The organism is Bdellovibrio sp. ZFWA1, from assembly GCF_056175665.1.
In genome coordinates this window covers 265713-289163 of sequence record NZ_JBJKJH010000001.1, presented here as the reverse complement: position 1 = coordinate 289163, position 23451 = coordinate 265713, and the positions used below count along the sequence as shown (strand labels likewise).

21 protein-coding genes are annotated in these 23451 nt (G+C 41.8%); 15 read left to right on the top strand and 6 right to left on the bottom strand.

Going from position 1 to position 23451, the window contains the following annotated elements:
- Positions 1-21: 21 nt before the first annotated feature.
- On the bottom strand, positions 22-2427 hold the full coding sequence (locus AC04MN_RS01350) for an AMP-binding protein (RefSeq protein WP_475381388.1): 2406 nt from the start codon (positions 2425-2427) through the stop codon (positions 22-24).
- A gap of 213 nt (positions 2428-2640) precedes the next feature.
- On the opposite strand from AC04MN_RS01350, the gene AC04MN_RS01345 reads away from it, so the two are divergent.
- From AC04MN_RS01345 to AC04MN_RS01335, 3 genes are read left to right on the top strand one after another with little or no spacing between them, the layout of a single operon-like run.
- Positions 2641-3219, top strand: a complete 579-nt coding sequence (locus tag AC04MN_RS01345) for a hypothetical protein (protein ID WP_475381387.1) — start codon at positions 2641-2643, stop codon at positions 3217-3219.
- Complete coding sequence (locus tag AC04MN_RS01340) at positions 3191-3940, top strand: helix-turn-helix domain-containing protein (RefSeq protein ID WP_475381386.1); 750 nt, start codon at positions 3191-3193, stop codon at positions 3938-3940. The genes AC04MN_RS01345 and AC04MN_RS01340 overlap by 29 nt, the downstream gene beginning before the upstream one ends.
- Complete coding sequence (locus tag AC04MN_RS01335; RefSeq protein WP_475381385.1) at positions 3933-4664, top strand: hypothetical protein; 732 nt, start codon at positions 3933-3935, stop codon at positions 4662-4664. Before AC04MN_RS01340 ends, AC04MN_RS01335 begins: the two co-directional genes overlap by 8 nt.
- A 41-nt stretch (positions 4665-4705) precedes the next feature.
- On the opposite strand, the gene AC04MN_RS01330 is transcribed toward AC04MN_RS01335, so the two are convergent.
- Both AC04MN_RS01330 and AC04MN_RS01325 read right to left on the bottom strand, forming a co-directional pair.
- Positions 4706-5452: a formyltransferase family protein gene (locus AC04MN_RS01330; RefSeq protein ID WP_475381384.1), complete on the bottom strand. Its 747-nt coding sequence runs from the start codon at positions 5450-5452 to the stop codon at positions 4706-4708.
- Positions 5449-6003: an acyl-CoA thioesterase gene (locus AC04MN_RS01325; protein ID WP_475381383.1), complete on the bottom strand. Its 555-nt coding sequence runs from the start codon at positions 6001-6003 to the stop codon at positions 5449-5451. Before AC04MN_RS01325 ends, AC04MN_RS01330 begins: the two co-directional genes overlap by 4 nt.
- A gap of 184 nt (positions 6004-6187) precedes the next feature.
- On the opposite strand from AC04MN_RS01325, the gene AC04MN_RS01320 reads away from it, so the two are divergent.
- From AC04MN_RS01320 to AC04MN_RS01285, 8 genes are all read left to right on the top strand, one after another.
- Positions 6188-8455 carry an aconitate hydratase gene (locus tag AC04MN_RS01320; RefSeq protein ID WP_475381382.1) on the top strand — a complete coding sequence of 756 codons (2268 nt, stop codon included), beginning with the start codon at positions 6188-6190 and terminating at the stop codon, positions 8453-8455.
- Between the two features lie 102 nt (positions 8456-8557).
- Positions 8558-9880: a glycosyltransferase family 2 protein gene (locus AC04MN_RS01315; protein WP_475381381.1), complete on the top strand. Its 1323-nt coding sequence runs from the start codon at positions 8558-8560 to the stop codon at positions 9878-9880.
- 84 nt (positions 9881-9964) lie between these two features.
- A complete protein-coding gene (locus AC04MN_RS01310; protein WP_475381380.1) occupies positions 9965-11164 on the top strand; it encodes a glycosyltransferase family 4 protein in 1200 nt (399 codons plus the stop codon).
- Entirely contained in the window at positions 11157-11906 is a 750-nt protein-coding gene (locus AC04MN_RS01305; protein ID WP_475381379.1) for a hypothetical protein, read from the top strand. The genes AC04MN_RS01310 and AC04MN_RS01305 overlap by 8 nt, the downstream gene beginning before the upstream one ends.
- Positions 11893-12630, top strand: coding sequence for a hypothetical protein (locus tag AC04MN_RS01300; RefSeq protein WP_475381378.1), 738 nt, complete (start codon positions 11893-11895; stop codon positions 12628-12630). Before AC04MN_RS01305 ends, AC04MN_RS01300 begins: the two co-directional genes overlap by 14 nt.
- Positions 12621-13586, top strand: a complete 966-nt coding sequence (locus tag AC04MN_RS01295) for a radical SAM family protein (protein ID WP_475381377.1) — start codon at positions 12621-12623, stop codon at positions 13584-13586. The genes AC04MN_RS01300 and AC04MN_RS01295 overlap by 10 nt, the downstream gene beginning before the upstream one ends.
- A gap of 2 nt (positions 13587-13588) precedes the next feature.
- The gene (locus tag AC04MN_RS01290; protein ID WP_475381376.1) at positions 13589-14698 is read left to right on the top strand and encodes a radical SAM protein; all 1110 of its coding nucleotides are present in this window, start codon (positions 13589-13591) and stop codon (positions 14696-14698) included.
- Positions 14699-14704: 6 nt separating this feature from the next.
- On the top strand, positions 14705-15331 hold the full coding sequence (locus tag AC04MN_RS01285) for a class I SAM-dependent methyltransferase (RefSeq protein WP_475381375.1): 627 nt from the start codon (positions 14705-14707) through the stop codon (positions 15329-15331).
- Positions 15332-15355: 24 nt separating this feature from the next.
- Here the strand turns inward: AC04MN_RS01285 and AC04MN_RS01280 are convergent, their stop codons facing one another.
- The 3 genes from AC04MN_RS01280 to AC04MN_RS01270 form a co-directional block, all read right to left on the bottom strand.
- The gene (locus AC04MN_RS01280) at positions 15356-17629 is read right to left on the bottom strand and encodes a hypothetical protein (RefSeq protein WP_475381374.1); all 2274 of its coding nucleotides are present in this window, start codon (positions 17627-17629) and stop codon (positions 15356-15358) included.
- Positions 17630-17766: 137 nt separating this feature from the next.
- Positions 17767-18540 (bottom strand): ABC transporter ATP-binding protein, encoded by a 774-nt coding sequence (locus tag AC04MN_RS01275; protein ID WP_475381373.1) that lies wholly within the window; start codon positions 18538-18540, stop codon positions 17767-17769.
- Positions 18518-19279, bottom strand: coding sequence for an ABC transporter permease (locus AC04MN_RS01270; protein ID WP_475381372.1), 762 nt, complete (start codon positions 19277-19279; stop codon positions 18518-18520). The genes AC04MN_RS01275 and AC04MN_RS01270 overlap by 23 nt, the downstream gene beginning before the upstream one ends.
- Positions 19280-19287: 8 nt before the next feature.
- Between AC04MN_RS01270 and AC04MN_RS01265 the strand changes: the two genes are divergently transcribed.
- The 4 genes from AC04MN_RS01265 to AC04MN_RS01250 all read left to right on the top strand — a co-directional run bounded on the left by AC04MN_RS01265 (position 19288) and on the right by AC04MN_RS01250 (position 23450).
- On the top strand, positions 19288-20193 hold the full coding sequence (locus AC04MN_RS01265; RefSeq protein ID WP_475381371.1) for a hypothetical protein: 906 nt from the start codon (positions 19288-19290) through the stop codon (positions 20191-20193).
- An 86-nt stretch (positions 20194-20279) separates the two neighbouring features.
- Positions 20280-21362 (top strand): hypothetical protein, encoded by a 1083-nt coding sequence (locus AC04MN_RS01260; protein ID WP_475381370.1) that lies wholly within the window; start codon positions 20280-20282, stop codon positions 21360-21362.
- A complete protein-coding gene (locus AC04MN_RS01255) occupies positions 21359-22336 on the top strand; it encodes a hypothetical protein (protein WP_475381369.1) in 978 nt (325 codons plus the stop codon). The genes AC04MN_RS01260 and AC04MN_RS01255 overlap by 4 nt, the downstream gene beginning before the upstream one ends.
- Positions 22278-23450 carry a radical SAM protein gene (locus AC04MN_RS01250; protein WP_475381368.1) on the top strand — a complete coding sequence of 391 codons (1173 nt, stop codon included), beginning with the start codon at positions 22278-22280 and terminating at the stop codon, positions 23448-23450. The genes AC04MN_RS01255 and AC04MN_RS01250 overlap by 59 nt, the downstream gene beginning before the upstream one ends.
- Position 23451: the final 1 nt, after the last annotated feature.

The window sequence follows — 23451 nt, the reverse complement described above, 5'->3', positions numbered from 1 at the left end:
GTCAGCCAGGCCCTTAAAAGTTTAGCCAATGATGAAGTCCTTGTTAGTTTTTAGTTGATCTTTTAACACTTTATACTCAACTTTCGAGTGATGGCGGGGGTCCATCGGGATACTTTGAACAAACACGATTCGGTCCAGAGGTATTTTGTTTTTTGCAAAAATGCGTTGGACTTCTTTTTTATAATCTTCAAATTTTTCGGGTAGGGCTTCCGTCGACTTAAGTTCGATCGCGGCCCAAGTTGCCTGTCCCAGGTTAGCATCGTCCATTCCTAAAAAGGCGCAACGAGCAGTAAATGAAAATCGCTTCAATAGGACCTCAGCTCGAACCGGAAAAAAGTATTTTCCACCTCTGGAAATTGCGTTGTTAACTCGTCCCACAATCCAAAGTTGTTTTTTATTGTCGATATAAGCTAAATCTCCGGTGCGATGCCATACCTTTCCTGTGTTATCCATAATTTTGGTGGCATAGAAAGCATCTTGATTATTGTAATACTCTCGGCAAACATGATCGCCGGTACAGATAAATTCACCGACTTCGTTTGTGGGTACTTCAAGTTCTTTCCAACCCTTAGCAGGCCAAGAAATTCCACCGTCTATTAGTTTAATAAATTTAAATTCAATATCCTCACTAATGTGGCCGACGTTGACCCCTTCTTCTAGTACTTCTGGGTCTTGATGCAGGTCCTCTTTCAACATATCGCGGCCCTCAATGTGAGCCATGGGTTCTGCTTCGGTTGATCCGTAAAGAATCCATAATTCTGATTGAGGAGCCACTTTGTAGAATTGAGCCACATCATCTTTTGATATTGGAGCGCCGCCTGTTACAACTCGTCGTAACATTGGTAGCTGTAGATTTTTTTCTAAACAGTACTTAGTCAGTCCATTCAGCTGGCTAGGCGAAAGAGTTGTGCAGCTGGCTGTTTCTCCGATCAGCTGTGACGCTAAAAGGGCTCCATCCGTTGGGGCGGGCGAGGCCAAGTCAATTGCGGGTAAAATAGTTGTGACTCCTCCAGCTAAATTATTCAAAGAAAAAATTGGAAATGCCGGCATATCCTGGTCATGCGCTGAGTAGGGTATGACGTGATCCAGGGCATGATGTTGGGCAGATAGAAATCTATGAGTGCGATTAGCACCCTTTGGTTTTCCGGTACTGCCCGTTGTAAACGTAATGAGGGCCGTCGTTTCGCTTTCAACATCGGCGATAGGCGCTTCACCTTGTGCTTTTAAGAGGTCTTCGAATTTATGGGTGAACTTTTCACCGGGGCCATAAAGAATTCGAATCGGCATTGAATTAAATTCAGGAACTTGATCAACCAGAGCGAAAGCTTGTTGAAAGCTGATCATCGCTTTGGGGCCGACACAATCAGCGCTGGCTCCTAGATGATGGCTTCGCGCCCATGAATCTAAAAAGACAGCAATGGCACCAATGCGTTGTACGGCAAACATCGCTACGTACATATCTAAACTCATCGGCAAAAATATAATGACGCGATCGCCTTTTTGAATGCCGATATCTAGAAGGCCTTTGGCAACGACTTGAATGCGAGCCGCAAGATGTCTAAAGCTGATACTTTGATGGATCAACTTTTGATTGTGATCTCCATTCCAGGTTGCGAGCTGATCGCGCGGAATCCACTTCAGAGCTATTTTATCGGGAAACTCGGCCAGATGTTTTTCCATAAAGGTGATAACGTTATTTCGTTGATCTGAGCCTGGATAGTATCCGATTTTATTTTGCGTTTTGGTAGAAACGCCATTTTTCATCATTTGCACTAGTATTTCGGCATCTGTCCAAAGAAGGCCATGCCCCTTTTTACTGAAGTGGTGAATTTTGACCCGAGAATTATTTTCGAACTGTGAAAGTTGTGCTGAAGCCGTACTGATTTTATCTTCGCTCCCCCAATAAATATGTAGAGGAGTTTCTGTTAGGTCTTTTGGGGACCATGGATTTTTTTGCATTTCGATTTTTCGTTTTACAGTTGTATTCCAGGTCGAGGCTTTAGACAGATGATTTTCGATGTCTTTATATATATCCAGATTCTGGGCCTGATCGGGGTGAATGATATCTAGAAAGAGGGGGCGCCAGCTTTTCGCGTGGTTTGCGGAAATTAATTTGGCTCCCAGGATGGGTGTGCTTAACAAGGCCGTCACTATCCCAGAAAGTTGCCGCTCAGGAAAAATATAGGGGTTGATCAAGTGCGCACTTGCGACTTTTGATTTTAGTGCCGGCAGTGCTTTTAAGATTCGATAGCAGCCATAAGAGTGGCCGACCAAGAGAACCGGCTCGGGCTCACTTAAGATTGTTTTCATCCAATTGTCGTTTTCGTACGAGATACAGATCAGTTGATCTGAGGGGGTAAGATGATTTTTAAGATATTTCCAATCGGTGGCTGAGCCCGGATTGCCATGAAATGCGTAGATTTTCACTTGCTGCCTCCTCGATGTCGCTGACCCAACGTCTAGATGGTCTAGATGCTCTCTAGCTTATCGGCCAGGATGGGGATCACTTTAGTGATACATAATATTTCAAGAGTTTGTGGTTTAATACAGAAGGTATCGCGATATTACCCCTCGTCCTAACATATTAGACCTTTTGAATTGAAATTTGCGACTGTCCTCAGCACCAAGTTTGATGAGAATATGAATTCTGAGTTTTGCTTAAAATTGAAGATGATTTTTGAAGAGCGAAAGAGTCGCAATCCTTTGTACTCTTTAAGGGCCTATGCGCGTGATCTTAACGTATCACCCGGGCGGATGTCATTGATGCTTTCAGGACAGACCGAGCCGGGTTATAAAATGCGCACTAAAATAATGGAGAATCCATGCCTGACAGCAGATGAGCGGCTCAGGTTGGAAGAGGCACATATTTCGCTAAAATCTTTAATAAAGGGAGATCCAAAAAATAATAAGAATATTTTGCTTATGACGGTCATGCTGACGCTTGTCATGAGGAAAAGAGAATTTTCAACCTCAAATATACGTTATTTGTTGTCTGAAATGTGTGATGAAGATTTACTGGCATTTGATGGTGATCGCTACGTTATGACCGAAATCGGATGGCAACGTTTAAAGGAGTTTTATTCTGAAATGAAGCTACCCGAGTCACGTGCTAGCTCCATTGCAGAGATTAAGCGAGTTTGTTATTTATACCCAAATAGAGATGATTTAAATGATAGCGGTAAGAATAGTTTTGAACTTAAAGAGGAGTCTAAAGTCTAGAGGTATCCACTATGAGGATGTTGCAAAGGTTTTGGGTATTTCCGTTTCAAGTTTTAAACGAATCTTGGCGACTGGTAAGCTTAGTCTTCAGCGACTAGAATTTTTATGCCATCACTATAAAATTGAAAATTACGAAATTTTCCCTCCAATTAAAGATAACCGCTGGGAGGGAGGGCTGAGTTCCGAGATCGAAGATCAATTGGTGGCTCATCCATTCGCTTTAGGAATGTTAGCGTATTTTCATCGTGGTATCGAGCTTTCAGAGCTTCGCAAAATATGTTCGTTGAGCTCAAAGAAAATGAATGAATTATTGGTATTTCTTCAGCAGCTTAAATTAATTCAGTGGGATCAGGTTTCAGACGAAGTTAAAGTCTGGAAGAAAGGTAAGATTTTCTACCGTCACGCGGTTCATAACCTCATAGATTTTGAGACGAACAAGAATTTTTTGAATTATTCGTATCAGCGTTTGCCTTTTGGTTATGAATACAAATTCCAGGGCGATATGGCTCTTACTCAATCCGAGGCACAACAGCTTTTATCTAAATTTGATCTTCTTGCTAAAGAGATAATAACGATGTCGGGAGACTTGAAGGCACGTGTAACGGAAAGTATGCATGAGGAACGTCGGTCATTAGGTTTATTGTTGATGATACGTCCCTGGCAGCCAGTCCTCGAAGAATTATTGCCTCTGAAAAAGTCCCAAGGTAGTGACGATGTTTAAAGATCAAATAATTGAGAATCTAAAAATTGCGTTGCGCAAACGAAATTTGCGATATCAAGATGCCGCAAATGTTTTGAAGTTGTCTCCGTCAATGGTAAAGCACTTATTTAAAAGCTATAAGTTAACACTACAAAGGATCGATCAACTTTGTACTGCTTACGATATTCACTTTAATGAAATATTTCCCGTTGAGGCAAAGCAAAAGCGCACGATTTTTTTGGATGCTGAAACTGAGCGAAATTGGCTAGAGTCAGGATGGAAGCTTGGTTTTGTATCGTACATTACGCGCGGAGAGTCGGTGGCAGAGGTCTGCGAGCGTTCTCAAGTGCCTCGATTTCAACAGGAGGCTTTTTTGAACGAGTTAGAGCGGATTGGAATTGTCACTGCTGATGCAAAGGACGGTTGGGTTTTGGCGTCAAGTGGGGGGCTTGAATTTCGTTTTGCAGTCAAAGAGTATTTAGAAAGAGTTCGCAAACAAAAGTTTCAGGATTATGAATACCTGGGCCTGCTTAGTGGCTTTGAATTTAATAAAAATTTTGAAATCGATGTTACACTCGAAGAGGCGATTATTATTAAAGGAATTTTGGCCGAAACCCAAAGAAAGCTTGAACAAGCCCTTCATGGAAGGGCAACCGAAAAGGGGACTTCAGTGAATCGGCGACGTGTGGGGGTGCAGTTGGCGATGCGGCCCTGGGAGGATCCACTTGCGCTTCTGTTCAAGTAAAAGCTGGCAGGAGCCGTTAGTCGTAGTCTTATTGGGCAGTTTCAGAGTATGACCTTTTTTTTGAAGCGGGCCCAGTAGAAGTCCATAAGACCTGGATTTTTAAAATGCGGTTGTTCGATAAGTTGTTTGTTTTCAATGGCAGCTGGTGTTTTGCCTTGGGACCATATTTTTAGAAGTTCTTGTAGGGCCTCAAACTCTAAAAATTCTCCCTGTTCGGCACAAGCTAAATAATCTTTGCTATTGGGAAAGGTTGATACGGCTTTTAAAATTGCCCCATCATCTAACTTTGATGTCATTTGGTGAATTGTGAAGCCCGTTTCTTTTTCATTAGCTCGATTCCAAAAGTCACACATCAGACCACGCTGATCAGGAAGAAGACCATGGTGAATATTAATACAGCCTAATCTGGGGATGTTTAATATTTTTTTGCGAAAAAAACTTCGGGTTCTTGCATTGACGATAAGGTCAATATGTTCAGATGCAAAGGAATTCAGAAATTCTGCCGAATTGATATCTTTAACTATGAAGGTCCGTTTAGCATGATTTTTAAAATACAATTCTTTCTTTTTCCAAGAGCTATCGAAGCTATTTTTCAACAGATGCCAGCCAAGTCTAGGGGCAGCTCCGGTTAAAATCAATACCAAGGCTTTGGCGGGCCAGCTCCAACTGAAGTTATCAATCAAAATCAGTCCCTCGAAGTCGGGGTGCTCTGAGCACTTTTGAACGATGTGCGTGTAATTGTTCGGCACAAAAGTGACTCTTGAAGTAATTAGCCAAACTTTCATCATTTTCTCGCCGCTGTTGGAATGAGTTCGGCTTCAATTTGATCTTGAGCCGTCGAGCGTGATGAGGCTTGATCCGATTGGAGTTCTACCCCCATGACCCTAAACAATTCGAGGGTCGGAATAGAGCCTTTAACTCCGCGTCGTAGAAAGCGCCCTTTAATATATCCTTCAGCGACGATGACATCTTTGCCGTCGATTTTCCTGATAAAGGTTTGGCGAAGATAGAAGTCTTTAGCATTCCAGGCCTCAACTTGAGTTTCTAAAATAAAAAACTGAAAAGGATCGAGAGATTTTTTGAACTTGATACTTTCTGATACGACGACTGGATAGTAGCCTTGAAAAAATAGTTTCCCAAAGACACCTGCTTTTCTCATCAGATCTATCCGGCCTAGGTCCATGATCGATAAATAGCGTCCGTTGTTCATGTGCATATTGATATCTAAATCCAGGGGATTGACCCAAAATTGAGTGCGGCAGGGAGCCAAAATATCGATTTTTTCAGAGGTGAAAGTTCCCCGAATAAGAAGCCAAATGAAGCGGAAATATAAATTCATACCTAGACCTTTGAAAGAGACTCTTATTATTAAAGCCGTTGCCACAAAAAGCGACAAGATCGCGCTTGTTTAACGCCTCGCATATAACATGACCCGACCCGCAATTCATTGTTATTTCAACTCATTTTCATTAAACTCAGAGCGTTTATAGCAATCAAACAATCTTAAGAAAGAAGGTCCTTTCATGTCTTCGAAAATTGAGACAACGCCAGAATTGGTGAAGTCAGTTTATGCAAAGACCAACGAGCGTTTGGCGATTATTCGTCAACGTCTTAACCGTCCTTTAACTTTGGCTGAAAAAATTGTTTTTGGTCACTTAGACGACCCACAAAACCAAGAATTGGTTCGTGGCTCTTCATTCTTGTTGCTTCGTCCAGACCGCGTGGCGATGCAAGATGCGACGGCACAGATGGCTCTTCTTCAGTTTATGTTGGCTGGAAAAGACGAAGCAGCTGTTCCTTCTTCTGTTCACTGTGACCACTTGATCCAAGCTTACAAAGGTAAGACTGAGGACATGACTGTTGCTAACAAAACAAACGAAGAAGTTTACAACTTCTTGGCGACAGCGTCTTCTCGTTACAATATCGGTTTCTGGAAGCCAGGCGCTGGTATCATTCACCAAGTAATCCTTGAGAACTATGCATTCCCAGGTGGTTTGATGATTGGTACGGACTCTCACACTCCAAATGCGGGTGGTTTGGGTATGTGTGCTGTGGGTGTTGGTGGCTCGGATGCTTCTGACGTGATGGTTGGTCTTCCATGGGAAGTTAAAAACCCTAAACTTATTGGTGTTCACTTGAAAGGTAAACTTCAAGGTTGGACTTCTGCAAAAGACGTTATCTTGAAACTTTGCGGAATGCTGACTGTTAAAGGTGGAACTGACAAGATTGTTGAATACTTCGGTGAAGGCACAACTTCAATTTCTTGTACTGGTAAAGCAACTATCACAAACATGGGTGCTGAATTGGGTGCGACTTGCTCGGTATTCCCATTTGACGCAAAAATGGCTGGTTACTTGAAGGCAACTGGTCGTGAAGAGCTTGCTAAAATTGCTGAAGCAAACAAAGACATCTTGTCTGCGGATGCGGATGTGTTGGCAAATCCTTCAAAATACTTCGACGAAGTTTACGAAATCGACTTGTCTGCGCTTGAGCCACACTTGGTGGGACCTCACACTCCAGACTTAGCTCGTCCAATTTCTGCTTTGAAGCAAGAAGTTCAAGAGAAGGGCTACCCAGTTAAGATTTCTTCTGCATTGATTGGTTCATGCACAAACTCTTCATACGAAGACATTGGCCGCGCGGCTTTTGTTGCTGAACAAGCAATGTCAGTTGGCGTGAAAATGAATTCTCCATTCTTGGTTTCTCCGGGATCAACAACAGTTCAAATGACTGTTGAGCGTGATGGTCAGTTGAAGGCATTCAATGAAGTGGGCGCGACTGTTTTGGCAAATGCTTGTGGACCTTGTATCGGTCAATGGAAGCGTGATGACGTGAAGGCCGGCGAAAAGAACACGATTGTGACTTCTTTCAACCGTAACTTCCGTGGTCGTAACGATTCTAACTCTGAAACTTTGGCATTCATCGCTTCACCTGAAATCGTAATGGCATTGGGCTTGGCTGGTCGTTTGGATTTCAACCCTGCGACAGATGAACTTGTTGGGCCAAATGGATCTATCAAGTTGAAAGCTCCTCAAGCTGCTGAACTTCCAGAGAAGAACTTCATCCCAGACGTTGAAGGCTATCAGTCTCCAGCGGGTAAAGATGCAAAAGTGGCGGTTTCTCCAACTTCAGATCGTTTGCAACTTTTGACTCCATTCAAAGAGTGGGATGGCAAAGACTTCGTAGATAATTTCGTATTAGCGAAAGCAAAAGGCAAATGTACGACAGATCATATCTCTCCGGGGGGTCCTTGGTTGAAATACCGTGGTCACTTGGACAATATCTCTAACAATATGCTTTTGGGTGCTGACAATGCGTTCACAGGCGAAATTGGTAAAGGTAAAAACCAATTGACTGGTCAAACGGGTGTTGAATTTGCCAAAGCGGCACGCGAGTACAAGCAAGCAGGTCGCGGCTGGGTTGTGATTGGTGATGAAAACTACGGTGAAGGTTCATCTCGTGAGCACGCAGCGATGTGTCCTCGCTTCTTGGGTGCTTCAGCTGTGATCACAAAATCATTTGCTCGTATCCACGAAACAAACTTGAAAAAACAAGGTGTGTTGGCTTTGACTTTCGTTAACGTCGCAGACTACGACAAAGTAAAAGAAGACGATCTAGTTTCATTGATCAATCTTAAAGATCTTGCTCCTGGTAAGAACGTTGAGATGGTTTTGAAGCATAAGGATGGATCAACAGAGACTGTTCAGTTGAAGCATACATACAATGCTGAGCAGTTAAAATGGTTCAAAGCAGGTTCTGCATTGAACTTGATTCGTGCGGCAAACAAGTAGTCCACTGTTTCAAATTACTTACAAAATGGAAAGGGATCGCAGAAGTGCGATCCCTTTTTATTTTAGCTTGCTTCATTTTCAGAAAAATAAAAAACTGTGAGAGTGCGAATCTTTTTATTAAAAGCTCTTAGGAGCTCTTTTTTTATTTATCCCTTTGTCGTTATCGCTTCTGTCGTTGTTTGGGGATGGGAATCCAACAAGTTTGCCATGTGGTCATACCTTTCAATGGGCTTATTAGCACTGATCCTTGCAAAATGGATCGACTTTGCATTGGGGGGAAGGATTAGCCGCAGACCAATAATTGTGGGTAACATTTCAAATGAGGTGCTTGATTTAAGTAGTTTGATCACCGTTATTATTCCTGCGTATAACGAAGAGAAGGTTATTGCTTCTTGTATTGAGAGTCTTTTATCAAACGGTCTAACACCACAACAAATTGTGATTGTCGATGATGGCAGTACCGACGGGACGGCTTCCTTAGTTAAAAATAAGTTCCCTAATGTGGTTCTCGTGCGCCAATCAAATCAAGGGAAAGCCGCCGCGTTGAATAATGGACTTTCTAAGGTTGAAACGCCCCTTGTTGCTTTTATGGATGCTGATAGCATCTCGACAAAACAATTATTGAGAAACGCCTGTCTTTTTATGCAGCAACAGCCAACGATATCAGGTGTATCGTCATTGGTTCTTGTTGGAAATAAGCGCGGTATTCTTTCTTATCTTCAATGTATTGAATACATCTCGGCCTTAAACCTGCCTAAGGTTGGTCTGTCGCAGTACGCCTCGGTTCCTGTTATCACGGGTGTATTTGGTGTCTACCGGACTCAGGTTTTACGCTCAATTGGTGGTGTTCCTGTTGATACTTTGGTAGAGGATGCAGATCTTTCTTTGAAGATGTTAGCCAATGGTTATCGCACATCATTTAGTGAAGAGTTGATTTGCTTGACCGAGGCGCCTCAGAATGTTCTTGATTTAGGTCGGCAAAGAAGAAGATGGGCAGTGGGATTTCAACAAGTCGCTAGCAAATATCAGCAAGCAATGTTTTTTAGAGATAGTAAATTTTTTGCCGCCTTGGTGTTTTTCATAACTCATTACCTTTTGCGTTCTTGCTTTTTTGGTTCCTATTTATTGAGCAGTATTTTTATTAGCATTTTGTTAGCTACTCCTGTGCCTCTTTTGGTTCTTTGGTTAATCTCAACAATTCTGCTGTCGATTAGTTTTATGCTAGGGTATGAAGTTTTAGGAGCAGGCAAAAAATTTATTCCTCAGTCTTTTGCAGCATTGATTTTGATACTGCCTCTTTACTTTTTTTATTCTTTGGCATTGGATATCATCAACTTTTTCGGTGGAGTACGCTTGATGCTGTTTGAATATAATCGTTGGGATAAGCTTCAGCGTATGGGAATATTCAGCGAGGGAAGTCAGTGATGTTACTTCTATCTTTGTTTCCCATGTTTTTGTTGGTTATAGGGATTTTATGGACCCTATATCAGCTTAAGAGAAAGTCTTAATATGCGCAAAATTAGGGTTGCGGTCCTATTCAATATGGACGGTCTAAATTGGGAAAGTTGTCGAGATATTTCGGCAGGACTTCAGCAAGCCTATGCACGTTTGGGAGGAAATCAAGATTATGAAGTTCGAAGGTTCGGGGTATCTGCGCACCGAGTGAAAGATTGGAATAATATATTTAATGAACTAGCTCAGTTTGCTCCTGATGTTGTTTCTATCGTCGACCATAGCCCTTATCCAGTGTTGTTTTTTAAACAGCTTGAATCATTGCCTCCATGTCGTATTTTTATTCATATCTATGGATGTTTTCGCTTTTGGTGCCATAGCTTGAAGCTATACCGACCCTTATTTGATAAGCATCGATTTTATTTTTTGGCTCCCTCTGGGGCTCAAATGCAGTTGTTAAAAAATGGATTTTCAGAAGGTGTATATAAGTTTCCTTTTCCCTTAGTCGATCAATGGTTTCAAAGCTTAGCCAACAGCAGTCACCAGGCTAGGGTTTATAAAACAGAATCTACTCGGCCTCTTTTGGTTTACACCGGACGTCTGCATTTGCAGAAGAATACTCTGCAGTTGATTTCTTTTTTGAAAGAGTTCCAAAAAAAGCAGAATTTTCAGTTTGTACTGGCTGGGATGTACGATAATAGTCCCATTGATCGTTTAGGTATAAATACTAGTTACGGTACGATCGAAAGATTGCACGAAGAGGCTTTAGAGGGAACTGACTTTCAATATTTGGGAGTTTTAGATAAAGCATCGTTGCTTCAGCTTTATTCCGAAGCGGATCTGAATGTCTCTTTATCGACGTATAATGACGAGGACTTTGGAGTCTCGCCCTTGGAGGCTTTAACTTCTGGAGTTCCAAGCCTACTAACTGCTTGGGGTGGGTATCGTGATTATCAATCTGACTACTGTCAGCTTCTGCCTGTTAGATATTTAAACGGTGATCTTGAATTGAGCTATACTGAGTTCTCTAAAATCTTAACTTCAATGCTTAACCGACCAGTGACTAAAACATATAGGTCTGAAGTTCAAAGTTACTATATGAAAAGATTTTCAGTAGATACGGCTGCTATGAAATTACGTGAGCTGTTACACTGCCAAAGTCTTGTTGCGATTTCTTCTGAATTTGAATTGCCTTATCCGGCGGGACGGCTAAATCGGTGGAGCTATTTGAGGTCTTACGAGGCTTATTATGCATAGTTCTCGGTTGTTGAAATCATGGTTTAATGCAGCAGATAAGAGTCTCTCTTATTGGGATCAGCAAATATCAGTATATCAACCTCATATGTTAGTATCGTCACATTTAAAGTGGATGCGATTTGATGATATCAATTTTTCTGACCCAAATGATATGTCCGAGCAATGTTTAATTGTCGATGGGGCGATGACTCTTGCTGCAGTTCGGCCTTTGGCTGGTGTCGAAAAGTTCATATACCCTCATTCTTTCGCTGAAGAAGCCATTAAAAGAGGTATGAAGAAGATCTATCGTTTGGAAAGTTTAAGGCATCATGGCATGACCAATGACGTAGATTTTCTAGTTTCACACTATGAACATGAAATTGATGTTAAGAGTATTGTGCAGAATCTCTATGCATTTAAAGAAGTCTACCCATCTACGAATCCTCGTGGACTTTGGTTCGATTGCCGGCCAGACATGCTACATGTAGCCCACTTTATTTTCCTGATATCAAAAGAGATTAAGAAGATCTGGGGAAAGCCCATTCCCATTTTTAATCCAAATGAAATCGAGAGCTATAAGTTCGGCTCATTTTTTGACTTAACTCAGGAGCAAGATGTCTATTGGACCCCATTTAAAAATCAACTTATGAATCGTGGAGCCTATTTAATTCAACCAGCTGATCTTTCAGAGAGAGTACCTAAATCATCCGAGTATTTTCCGTTGTCTCGATATCATGGAGTCAGAGTCTATGATCTTGAATAGAAAAAATTTGAGAGATCAGTTTTTATTCCTAGATAATCAATTCAAATCTTCGGTGTGGGCCGGGTTTTTGTGTGAGATTGCATGGGTTCCGGTAGAACAATGGCCTTACTACTTGGTCCGCGATAGCGCAGATGCTGTTTTTCAACAGCTAACAGATATCCGATCTTTTTCTGGTGTTTCAAAGCTTGTACTTCCTTATAACGAAACCTTAGCAGCTGGACTTCCTCAAAATTATTTCTATCGCGTAGTGCAGAACGGAAATCGGGGTTTAAACAATCCAACCGAAGTACTATTTACGTACTTTATTGAATCCGATGATATGACAGCATTAAAGAACTTATTAATCTCGCTGAAGGATGTTTGGGACAATTCTACGATAGAGAGATTTTGTTTTTATTTCGATGCTAAGGTCAGTGGGAGGGAATTTTATTTCGATAGACTGGGGGCTGCGATTTGTCTAGTCTTAGAGGTCGTGGACCGAGAGAATATCTATTTTCTAAATGAAGTTTACGATCAAAGTCCTTACTTGGATCGCACGATTGTATTTGACTTTATTTCGGCGAGGTTTGCGGAAGATTCTTCATATCGCTACCACTGTAAATTTTATGGCGCAACCTTACCCCAAATTCCTGTCTGCGCGGCTGAAGAAATTTGGAGCTGGTCAGTACAGCCACAAATTGGAATTCAAATATTAGATTCCAATGGGAGACTTGCATGTCTTTAGATGAGCTGATTGAAATTCAAGCTTTTCCATCTAATAGAAGTTACTTTTCCTTGGGTTGGCAGCTGACGAATATATGCAACTTTAACTGCCATTATTGTCATCCATATAATAAGTCTGGAAGTCATCGCTATCCAGATCACACTACTTCGATTCAAATCGTAGAAGATTTCTCTAGAAAGTTTTCGGCATTAAATAAGTTAATATATTGGCAATTAGTCGGGGGCGAGGTCACAGCGATTCCTTACTTTTCAGAACTTTTAAAGAAAATCAGGACAGAAAAGGGACTTATTCAATTTACGTCCAATGCCTCTAAACGGCTAGATTGGTGGAGAATCCATCTGCCTTTAGTGGATAGTTTGAATTTGTCATATCATCCACAAAGCATCGATGATCAGCATTTTTTACAAGTCGCTGATTTGCTCGACGAAGCCGACTGTCATTCTCATATTCATATTATGGCAGATCCATTGGATTTAGAGCGTAGCTTTTCGATGGCATCTAGTTTAAAGAATAGGCTCAAACGAACCTCTTTAGGAATTGATATGATTTATACTTTTGGTTCTGAGGGGTATTCGTTAGGGCCATTTTCCTATAAAAAAGAAGATCTGCAGAAGATTCAGGAATTTGCTTTTGATGTTCCAGAGGTCAAAAAAATCAAATATCATTCGGGACGAGCCTTAGGAGTTTTTAGCAATGGAGTTCAAGAACCTTTCTATACCTACGAGCTGGCGAATCAGCATCGACATCAATTTAAAGGTTGGAAATGCCAAGCAGGCATCGATGGCGCTATACTTTCATTTGATCAAAAAGTGTATCCCTCAAGATGTGGAGTAGATTCCGTTGGCCTAAGCATTGATGATTATTTAAAAACTTATGAGCGACGGCAAACCTATATCTGCAAAGCTGATTTTTGCCAATGTGGCCCTGATATCATGTACTCGAAAAAGAAGGATTAGCAATGGCAGGGGCAAAAACTGATTTCAATCAAGATGATCTGAATTTTCACTCAGCAGAGACTTTGAAAGGAACATTCAGTGAAACGGGGGAGCGTCTTTACTGTACAGTTCCTTTCCGCTTTATCGCTCTTTCTTCAGAGGGTATAAAGCCCTGCACGTGGCTTTATCAAGAGGCCGGCTATAATATGGTTAATCCGGTGACCAATGAAAAGCCTCTAAATGATGTTTGGACCGGAGCAGAATTTACCCGTGTTCGCGAGCAGATAAAAAATGGAAGCTATCGAAGTTGTACTCTGAAGTTTTGCCCTCAGTATCAAGGTGAGCGTAAATTTATGCTGACAATGAAGCAGATTGAGACTCAATTTCCCGATATCTATGCCTTTATGCAGGGACAAAAATTTAACGGGCTCCCTGAGGAAGTAAATTTGGGTTACGAGACTTCTTGTAATTTGGCATGCCCTTCGTGCAATATTTCGCAACTTCCAGTTATTCCATCTGAAAAAAAGAAGAGTTTAGTCGATGAGATTTCTTTGATTTCAAGTAAGACAAAAGAAATATTTATCGCAGGCATGGGGGATCCTTTTGTTTCTCCTTCTTATCGACAATTCCTGAAAAATTTTAAATCTTCAGATTACGAATGTCTGGAAAGAATCGTTTTGCAGACCAACGCCCTTCTGTGGAATTCAAAATCGTGGGAGGCATTATCTACTGATGTTCGTCAATTTGTTAAAATTGCAGTGATTTCAATTGATGGTGCCACAAAAAAAACATACGAAGAAAATCGAAAAAATGGTCGGTGGGAAACTCTCTTAGAGAATCTTGAATTTATTTCAAGCTTAAGAAAAAATGGTCCTATCCGTGAGCTTAAGGCAACTTATGTTTATCAAGATAACAACTTTGACGAGATGATTGATTTTTTAAAGTTGGCAGATAAATATTTTTTTGACGTGGTTTTGTTTTGTCGCATTTCAAATTGGGGAATGAGTTCGGAAGAGTTTAAGCATCGCGATGTCGCCAATCCTTCTCATCCAAGGCATCAAAAGTTGTTAGACGTTGTAAAAAGTGTAAAGAATTTTCCCTTCAATGGGAAAGTTTATTTGACGATGGGGTAAGGTAAGATGAATTTTAGCGTAGATTGGACGACCGCTCATGAGGCTCAATTTAATAGGGTATTGCGGGATCTCGCTTTGATTGACAGCGTTCGCATATTGGAGATTGGAAGCTACGAGGGAAGAACTACAAAGTGGTTCTCAGATCGTCTTAGTGCCTCTGCGCGAGTGGTTTGCGTGGATCCTCATCCCAAAGCAAGCTTTTTTGAAAATTTACAAATTGAATTAGAAAGTGGACGAGTCCAATTAATTAAAGAAAAATCAGAAATTGCGTTAAATGGGCTCGCGCCTCTTAGCTTCGATTTCGTATATTTAGATGGTTCACACTTTGGATTTTCGGTTATGTCTGATTTAGTTCGAAGCTGGGATCTATTAAAACCCGGAGGCCTTCTACTTGCCGATGACTATGAGTGGATTTGGCCTGAATACGTTAAGTCCCTCCTGGTGGAGGACCCGCGTTTAAATGAACAAGATTTTGCACAAATTTTTTATCCTCGATATGCCTTAGATTGTTTTGTGGCTTTACATCAGCTTGATAGTGAAGTCGTACACAAGGGATATCAGTTGCTGCTTAAAAAAACTTGTCATTTCAATAAAAAATGGTTGAAGCCAGATCTTCAACCATTTTGTCCCTAGGTGTGTGAGTTCTTTTTTAAGGAGTTAAAAGCCCGTTGACCAAGTGACGTACACGGTAGATCCCATTCTTACAAAGCTATAAACTGAATGGGTGCTAGCTATCGTTGGTCCATTTGCGGGGCTAAATTTCCATGTTGAAACTCCAGTCGCAGAGAAAGTACAAGTTCCGGCAGTAGCTCCTTGAACTGCAATTGTGTAAGAACCACCATCAAGTAAGTTATTCAGAGTAAAAGCGCCACAGCTGGCGGTAGTGTACTGCATGTTTCCATTATTAAAGTCTAAAGTCGTCGCCGACCCTGCATTGTAGGAGGCAGCTAGGGTTGCTTGGCCAGTTACAACAGTTTGACTAGCAACCATTCTGACTTGCCCCGAACCACTTGGAGTCAGTGTGATATTTTGATTAGTTCCACCTGCAGCAAGTGCTAATGCTGTAGATCCGGTGATAGACCCATTGGAAGATCCGGTTCCACCTTGCGATACGGGAAGGATTCCTGTTGTGATTTTACTTGCATCTAAGGATGGGATATTCGAAGCCGACAGTGCCTGACAGCTCCAACCAGAAACTGTCCACATCGCGATATGACCCGCCGTAGAGCAGTTGAAGCTATCAAATTTCCCTGTTGAATCCTGAATCACGATTGAGCTGGTGGCTGTTGTTACACCTGTGAAGTTCATATCCGTCGCGATCAATGTACCATCCAAGACTTTGGCCGATGTCACTGCGCTATTTGCAATGGTTGCTGAAGAAGATCCCGGTCCTGTGGCTGTTACATCTCCAGTAAGTGCTGTCAGATAGTTGCCAGCAGGCTGAGCATCTGTGATCCCGTACCCCGCTAATGTCGTGGGTTTTGAAGTGATGGAACTCCACGCAGGAGTCACTGTTACATTGGAGGCTGCTGTTAACCGACCTTGAGCATCTACGGTGAAAGCTCCCACTTGAGTTGCTGATCCATAGGAGCCGGCCGTGACCGCAGTGTTCGCTAACGAAATGGTCCCTGTCGATGTGATCGGCCCTCCAGATAAGCCAGTCCCGGTTGCGATGTTTGTTACCGATCCACTTGCCGCATTTACCCAGGATAAGTTTCCGGCTCCATCAGTTTGCAGTACTTGTCCACTAGCGCCGGCTGTATTTGGAATTCGCAGAGTGAAGTTCGATGCTGCTGCAGTAGAGGGGCCAGTGATAGTAATGACATTGCCGCCAGAACGAATCTGCAGATCATTTGTAATAACAGAGTTTACATTTGCTTGGCTATAGGTGAGGGTTGCCGTTGATGAAATCTTATTCCCGGTGATTGTGCCATCTGCGATTTGGCTGCCATCAATAGCAATAGTAGAGCAGCTAAATGTCCCTGATGGCGAGAGAAATGTAAGGGTCTGGTTGGAAGCGCAACTTGCAGGCAGCTGGCTTAAATCAATCTTGTTTGTTAGTTGCAACTGCAAATTAGAAATATCAGTGATAGCCAAGCTAGCGGGGGCCCAAGCACTTCCGTTAAACTTTAATGCTTGTCCTAACGTTGGAGTTGTGTTGGAGACAGCTACACCCTGAATTTTACCAACGGTTGGATTCGGGTAAGTACCACTAAGATCGCCTCCGGCATTTCCAGTAGGTGTTCGTGAATCTGTAAGCCTTGGATCATTTCCTTCGACGACAGTTCCACTGCCGCTACCAAAACTCATCGAGCGGCATTTTAGCTCGACGCCATCAAAGTAGCTGTACTGACCGGCGGCGCATACTTGTGTATTTTCTTTTAATAAAATATCGGCAGTTGTTTTGCCGCCAACCTTACTTGAGTTTGCTGCAAATCCCGAATACGGAACAGCGCGAATTTCATTTGACGGTGAAATTTGCCTCCAGCCCACTCCATCATGGAACTGCACGTGCAAGACTCGTGTGTGATTTAAAGCTGGAGAGTAAGGGCTTCCGCCTTCACAAGTAAAAGTCGCGGTGTTATCGAAAGCGTCAATTATAGTGAAGTTAGGGTCCGAAGGGTGAAGCATGGTTCCAGATTGGCCTAAAGCGATATCAAAAACGCCCTTCGAGTTCGTCATGTTGTAACCATCAATGCGCTCTTTGTATATAACGCAACTGCCGGAAGGGTTTGTGATCTCGAAAATGAAACTGACACTTGAATATTCAAGGGGCTGGCCATTTTGCTTAATGATTCTTCCCTGGTAAGTTAACGAAGTTGGGCCTTGTCCTGCGGACCATGCAGCCGAACTCAGTAACATACCTAGAAGGCCTATGGTTAAGGTCAAGAGTCTACGAATATTTTTTGTGCAATAACGATCATATTCCATGACTGTCCTATCGGGTGGCGTCTGGGATATTTTAACCGTTTCTAATTGGCGTTAGTATGAAACTTTAGAATCCGTGATTATATGGGGAATGATGAATAAATTGTAAAGTTTATGAGTCAGGGTGACACACAAAGATTTCAATTAAAGATTTGTCCCATCTCGATATAGCACTTCAAGGCGTCTCGAGGATCCCCATCAAAATGCACTTCACCATTAGCTATGAGAATAGCCCGGTTGCAGGTTTTTAAAATCTGTTGGGAAGAATGGCTTACGAAGAGTACCGCCCCGGCCTGATTTATTAAGTCTTGAATTCGATTCGAGAATTTTTCCGAGAAGAAGCGATCGGCCCCTTCAAAAACTTCATCTAAAATAAGCAAATCAGCACCTTTTAGGGCCGCGACCGATAAGCCGATGCGTGCCTTCATTCCTCTGCTGTATGTCTTAAATGGTTCGTCGAGGCGCTTGCCTAGTTCGCTGAACTCGCAGGCTCGTTCAACAAATTCTTTTTGATTATATTCCGGATAGTTAAGAGCTACTAAAATTTCAATATTTTCTTTTCCAGTGAGTTCTGGAAATATCCCGGCGACGGGATCAAAGATGGCTCGAATTTTTCCGTTTACTTGAATGCAATGATTGTTTTGAGGATACAATCCAGCAATGGCTTTGCATAAGGTTGTTTTTCCAGATCCATTCATTCCTATAATTCCAACTCGTTGTCCGTGAGTGATTTGGAGACTGATGTTTTTCAATGCGGCAATTTCGACCTCTCGCTGTTGTTTGTAAGCTATAGGCGATTTGGCAAACTCTATGAAATGATCTTTAAAGGTCCATTTGAAATGCGATCTTGTTTTAAAAGAAATACTAAGATTTGAAATATTAACTATGCAATTAGACTCGGTAGCGGATTTCATTTTTGTACCTCTTCCAAATTAAACAAGTTAAAACTAAAAAAAACAAAGTTATCAAAGTAATGATTGCTAGAAGTTCGATCGGGCTAAATTCAGTTGCAATAAACAAAGACCTAAATCCCTCGGTAAACCAATATAGCGGATTTAACATTAAATAGACTTGATAAGGACGAGGAACCATGTCGATTTTGTAGAAAATAGGTGTCAAATAAAACAGCACTGTTAAGAAAAAGTTGAATAGAAACTTGGTATCTCTTTTATAGATTTGTGCTGTTGCAACCATTAATGCGACTGAAAAGGTAAAAAGGACTAAGTTGGCAAAGTATACTGGTAAAAGAAAAGCCGTCCCTAACGATAGATCGTAGTTCGTATTCAGCAGTATATAGAAAAGAACTACTGCGAACGACAGTATGAAGTGTATGGAATTTTCAAGGACAACGGCCAGGGGAAGCAAAATGGCATTGAAATTATAAGCCTGTAATAGTTCCGTTTGGTTAGTTAGTATTCCAGAGCTTTGATCGGTGCTTGAACTAAAGAAAAGCCACGGTATTAATCCCATAAATAAGTAAATCGGGTATTGATCTATCTGGATATTCAAGAAAAGATGAAAGACTAAAGATTGTGTTCCAAATAGCACGAGGGGTTGTAAAAAAGACCAAAAAAATCCTGTAATGCTATTTCGATAGCGAGTTTTCAGATTTGCCAGAACTAGTAATCTAAGCTGCTTTAAGAAGGACTTCATACTTTATTATGAACCGGGAATTATTAATAAAACAACTACAGAGTTTCTTGCTTCGCTTTCCTCGCTTTTTTGGGGTTGCTGTTTACTGGGCTGTTTATAGTCTCTATCGTGTTTATGTTCGAATTTTTTATAAAGGGTCTCGAGTTTGGACCCGCAATACTTATCGTAACGGGAATTGGATTCCTTTTGTGAGTGATATAGATTTAAGTATTTTGTTGCCTCCAGTTTATTCTACAAATCTTATAGAGCAGATTCAGCTGCGGCATTATGCGTGGAGGCGTTATCTTCCTATTGTCGGAGAATTAAATATCTATCACCCAGCGAAGCTATCAGAAGTTGCGCAAAATATTAATATCTTTGAATTAAGTCGAGATCCCGATTTACAAAGTTTATTGAAGCCTCAAATGCAGAGAAGTGACATGTTTATTTGGGATCGAATTACTTTTCTTCTGCGCATGCTAGAGTATGATTCCAAACTTCTATTCGCACCCGAACAAAGGCAGCGAAAGTGGAGAAATCATTTTCAGGACTCTGAATTGGATGCTCCATTCTGGATTGATCGAAGAGTCGTCGTCGCAGTGATAGTTAAGCTAATAGGCGAGCAGGGTTTAGAGGGACTATCGGAATCTTTTTTGAAAGAAGCGATTCATTCATTTTTAGAAGCGAGTGATCAAGAAGTGCCCTGGCATCAATGGGTGCAAGCAAATAAATATGCCTCTGTATTGGGAGCTCTGTTTCCTCATCGCTTCTGTTTCGCAATTGAATTAAAAAGTAAACACTTTGTCGGACTTCAAAGATCTCAAGTTCGGTGGGAAATGCATGCAGCATTGTTACAGTCGCCAGATGGTTGTTATTTCGAGTCTTTAGCTCAGCATTTACATCGTCTTAGTCTTTGGGAGGGCGATGAAGTTTAGGTAGATGTCTCATTGTAGGTCGAGACTCTTTATTCAGCTACGTTTGAAGTAGCTAACAGAAAAAAATCAAATTATTATAAAGATGTATGCTTAAAAATAATTATGACCGTTTATATAAAAGTGTTTTGGTTGCTTTTTTTATGCTTGTTTCTAATACAGCCAATGCAATTCAGCTTAACTATTCCACTATGGACCGCTTGTTCAGTGACTTCACTGGATTCTATGGAGCCGGTGGTGACGGAGCTCTGACTGTGAATGGTGTGCCGAATGGTCCAACCAATCCAGTTGTTGTAAATCAAACGGCTTCTCGATTATCTGTCAACGCCAGTGCTGGTGCTACCAGTATAACCCTAACTAGTGCCTCTGGATTTTCTAGCGGGGCCGATATATTAATCATTATAATGGAAGGCTCCAATCAAGGGGCTTATGAGTTTGCTAGTGTATCGTCTGTTTCGAGCAATACGTTAAATCTTTCAGCAGCACTAAAAAACTCTTATTTATCCGCTGATAAAGTTCAAGTGGTTCGTGTTATGAGCTACTCAAATTTAACAATCAACTCCGGTGGATTTTTAACTTCACCAATTTATAACTCGGCCACGGGCTTGGGCGGCGTACTGGCTGTAAAAGTCAGTGGTACGTTCACTTTGAATAACGGAGGCGGAGGATTGAGTGGCCATATATCTGGTGGTGGTGGCTTTAGTTCATTTCAAAGTAGAGGATTTGCAGGCGGAAGCTCTGGTGCAGGAGCGGGTCCTGGTGGCGGAGCTGCGGGTTCCAATGCGGGAGGGATGAGTATGAGTCCTGGCATTCCCGATAGGTATATCATGGGATCAGGTGGAGGTTCGTCTGCAAGTACTGGAGGCAATGGTGGTGGAATTGTTATTGTTAAAGCCAACTCGTTAGTGCTTAATGGAAATATTCGATCCGATGGGAAAGCAGCAGCCTCTGGAAACGCAGGTGGAGGATCGGGTGGTTTAGTCGAAATCACGGCAAATACAATTACACAATCGGCTGGTTGCGGAACTGTATCGGCTGCTGGTGGCAGTGGTATTGGTAGTGGTACCGCCGGTAGCGGTGGTCGAATCTTCATTAATTATGTGACCAGTACGGCCTGTACATCGGCGACACCGGCGGGTGTTTACAACATAAGAAAGATTAGATTGAAGTGACGTTATTTTCTGTTTATGGCGTTCAGGTTAATTTAGATGATTGTGATGCGGTTTTTAGTCCGATAATTATTGAATGGTTACGGGAAGACTTCGCCGCATTCAGTGCTTGTCGAAGTTATGCCACGCATTCAGTAATCTCCATTCAGATTGTGAAGCCAGGAAGTTCTTATCCTCAGTGCCTGGCTAGTCACCGAGTTGGACCTCTGATGCGAACAAAGATGGCACGGGTCTATGGTTTTAAGCGACGCGTTTGCATTTTTCCTGAAAATCATAAGTTGCACTTAAAAAGGCATGGCACTCGTTGGGATTTACTTCTAATGGGGAGCAATAAGGAATTAACTTATGAAATTCTGTATATCGCAATTTTGTCATTGATTGGAGAGGCATTAGAGCGGCAAGGATTTGTGCGGCTCCATGGATGTTCTTTTAATATTGGCGAAAAAAACATTTCCATCGCGGCTCCTTCTGGGTGGGGGAAGTCCGAGCTTTGTTTGCGGTTACTCGAAACTGCGGCTGGAGTAAAGATTTTTAGTGATGAGATCTTGTTGTTTAATCCAGATCGGGAGTTGTGCCCCTTTCCAATACGTATTGCAACAAAAGTAAAAGGAACTGCTGGAGCTGATTTGATTTCTAGTCGTACGGGTCATGACCGTATTTTTCAACGCAGATTTTTTGAGCATAAACAGCTTAATAAGGTCCCTGAGGAAGCAGTTGCGAAGCCCCAAAAAATAAATAAAATTCTTTGGGCTGGTCACTGCGGAATATTTGGTTTTTTTGTTTTTAATCTCTTAGGTTTAGGATTGCCACAGATGCGGGAGTATCGATTGCGATCTGATAACATTTGCGAAATTTTTAAATCAGGCTATAACCGTGCGTGCTTTTTAGGAAGATTAGTTGTTTATAAAGGAGTCAAGATTGCAGACAGGAATCAATTTGGACGATTTAAAGAGCTTGAAGCAATCAGCAGAATTTAAGATTTCCAATCAACATTTAGCGTATCAGGAATTTATCGAGGGGAAAACGCGTCTCGAATCACGTCCGTTTAAATATATTATTGAAATGACACAGAACTGTAATTTTAAATGCGTGATGTGTCCCCAATCTTTTGATCCGAAATTTAAGAACTATTCCAAAGATCTAAATATGAATCCAGAGGTGTTCCGACGGCTGGCTGAACAAGTTTTTCCTTATGCTAGTTTTGTGGATTTGCGTGGATTTGGCGAAACGACTATTCTTCCGTGGTGGCCAGAAACAGTCGAATATTTAGCCGGATTTCCGCTGATAGAGTGGCATTTGGTAACAAATATGTCGATACCCAAGCCTGAGCTATGGGCTCGAATGATTCAAGTCGGATTTTCGTTAGGTGTGTCTTTTGATGGGGCGACGGCTCAGACATTTGAGGCCATTCGAAAGAAAGCCAAGTTTGATCGCATATTGGAAAATTTACGATCATCAACAGACGCTGTAAAAAAGTTCAATTCCGGTTTCGTCTATTTTATTTCGACCATACAATCGTTGAACTATCATGAGATGCCCGACATTGTTCGGTTAGCTTCGGAGTACAATGTCCCCGAGGTGCAATTTAAAATGGTTCAAGGTGGTGTTAATTCTCTCGGTTCTGTTTCTTCGCAAGATATTTCTAAATATTCTAAAGAAGCCATCGCTGTGGCGATTGCCTCGGGTGTTCGAGTTAATTTTAATGATTGGAAGTTTACTGAAGGACTCGATCGTGACTGGGTAAGATCTGCTGATCAGATAAGGGTTCAGCGAGCACCGCATCCTCTTGAGCAATTTTTCTCGGCTAAAGATGCTGGATTGCAAGGGCTAATTACCGATACTCATAAGGTCTCTGTAGCTCAAAAATGCTTTAAGCCGTTTAGTTTTCTATATATAAACTACCTTGGCAAAGCTGGGACATGTAATCATATGATGTATCCGGATTTACTTGAGATGGGTGACTTTTCATCGATGAGTTTGTCGGAGGTATGGAACTCTAGTTCTTATCAAGACTTTAGATCGCAATTGCTATCTGCACGACCTCAGGACCCTCGCTGTCAGTGGTGCTTTAAGCATCGATTAGAGGACTGAT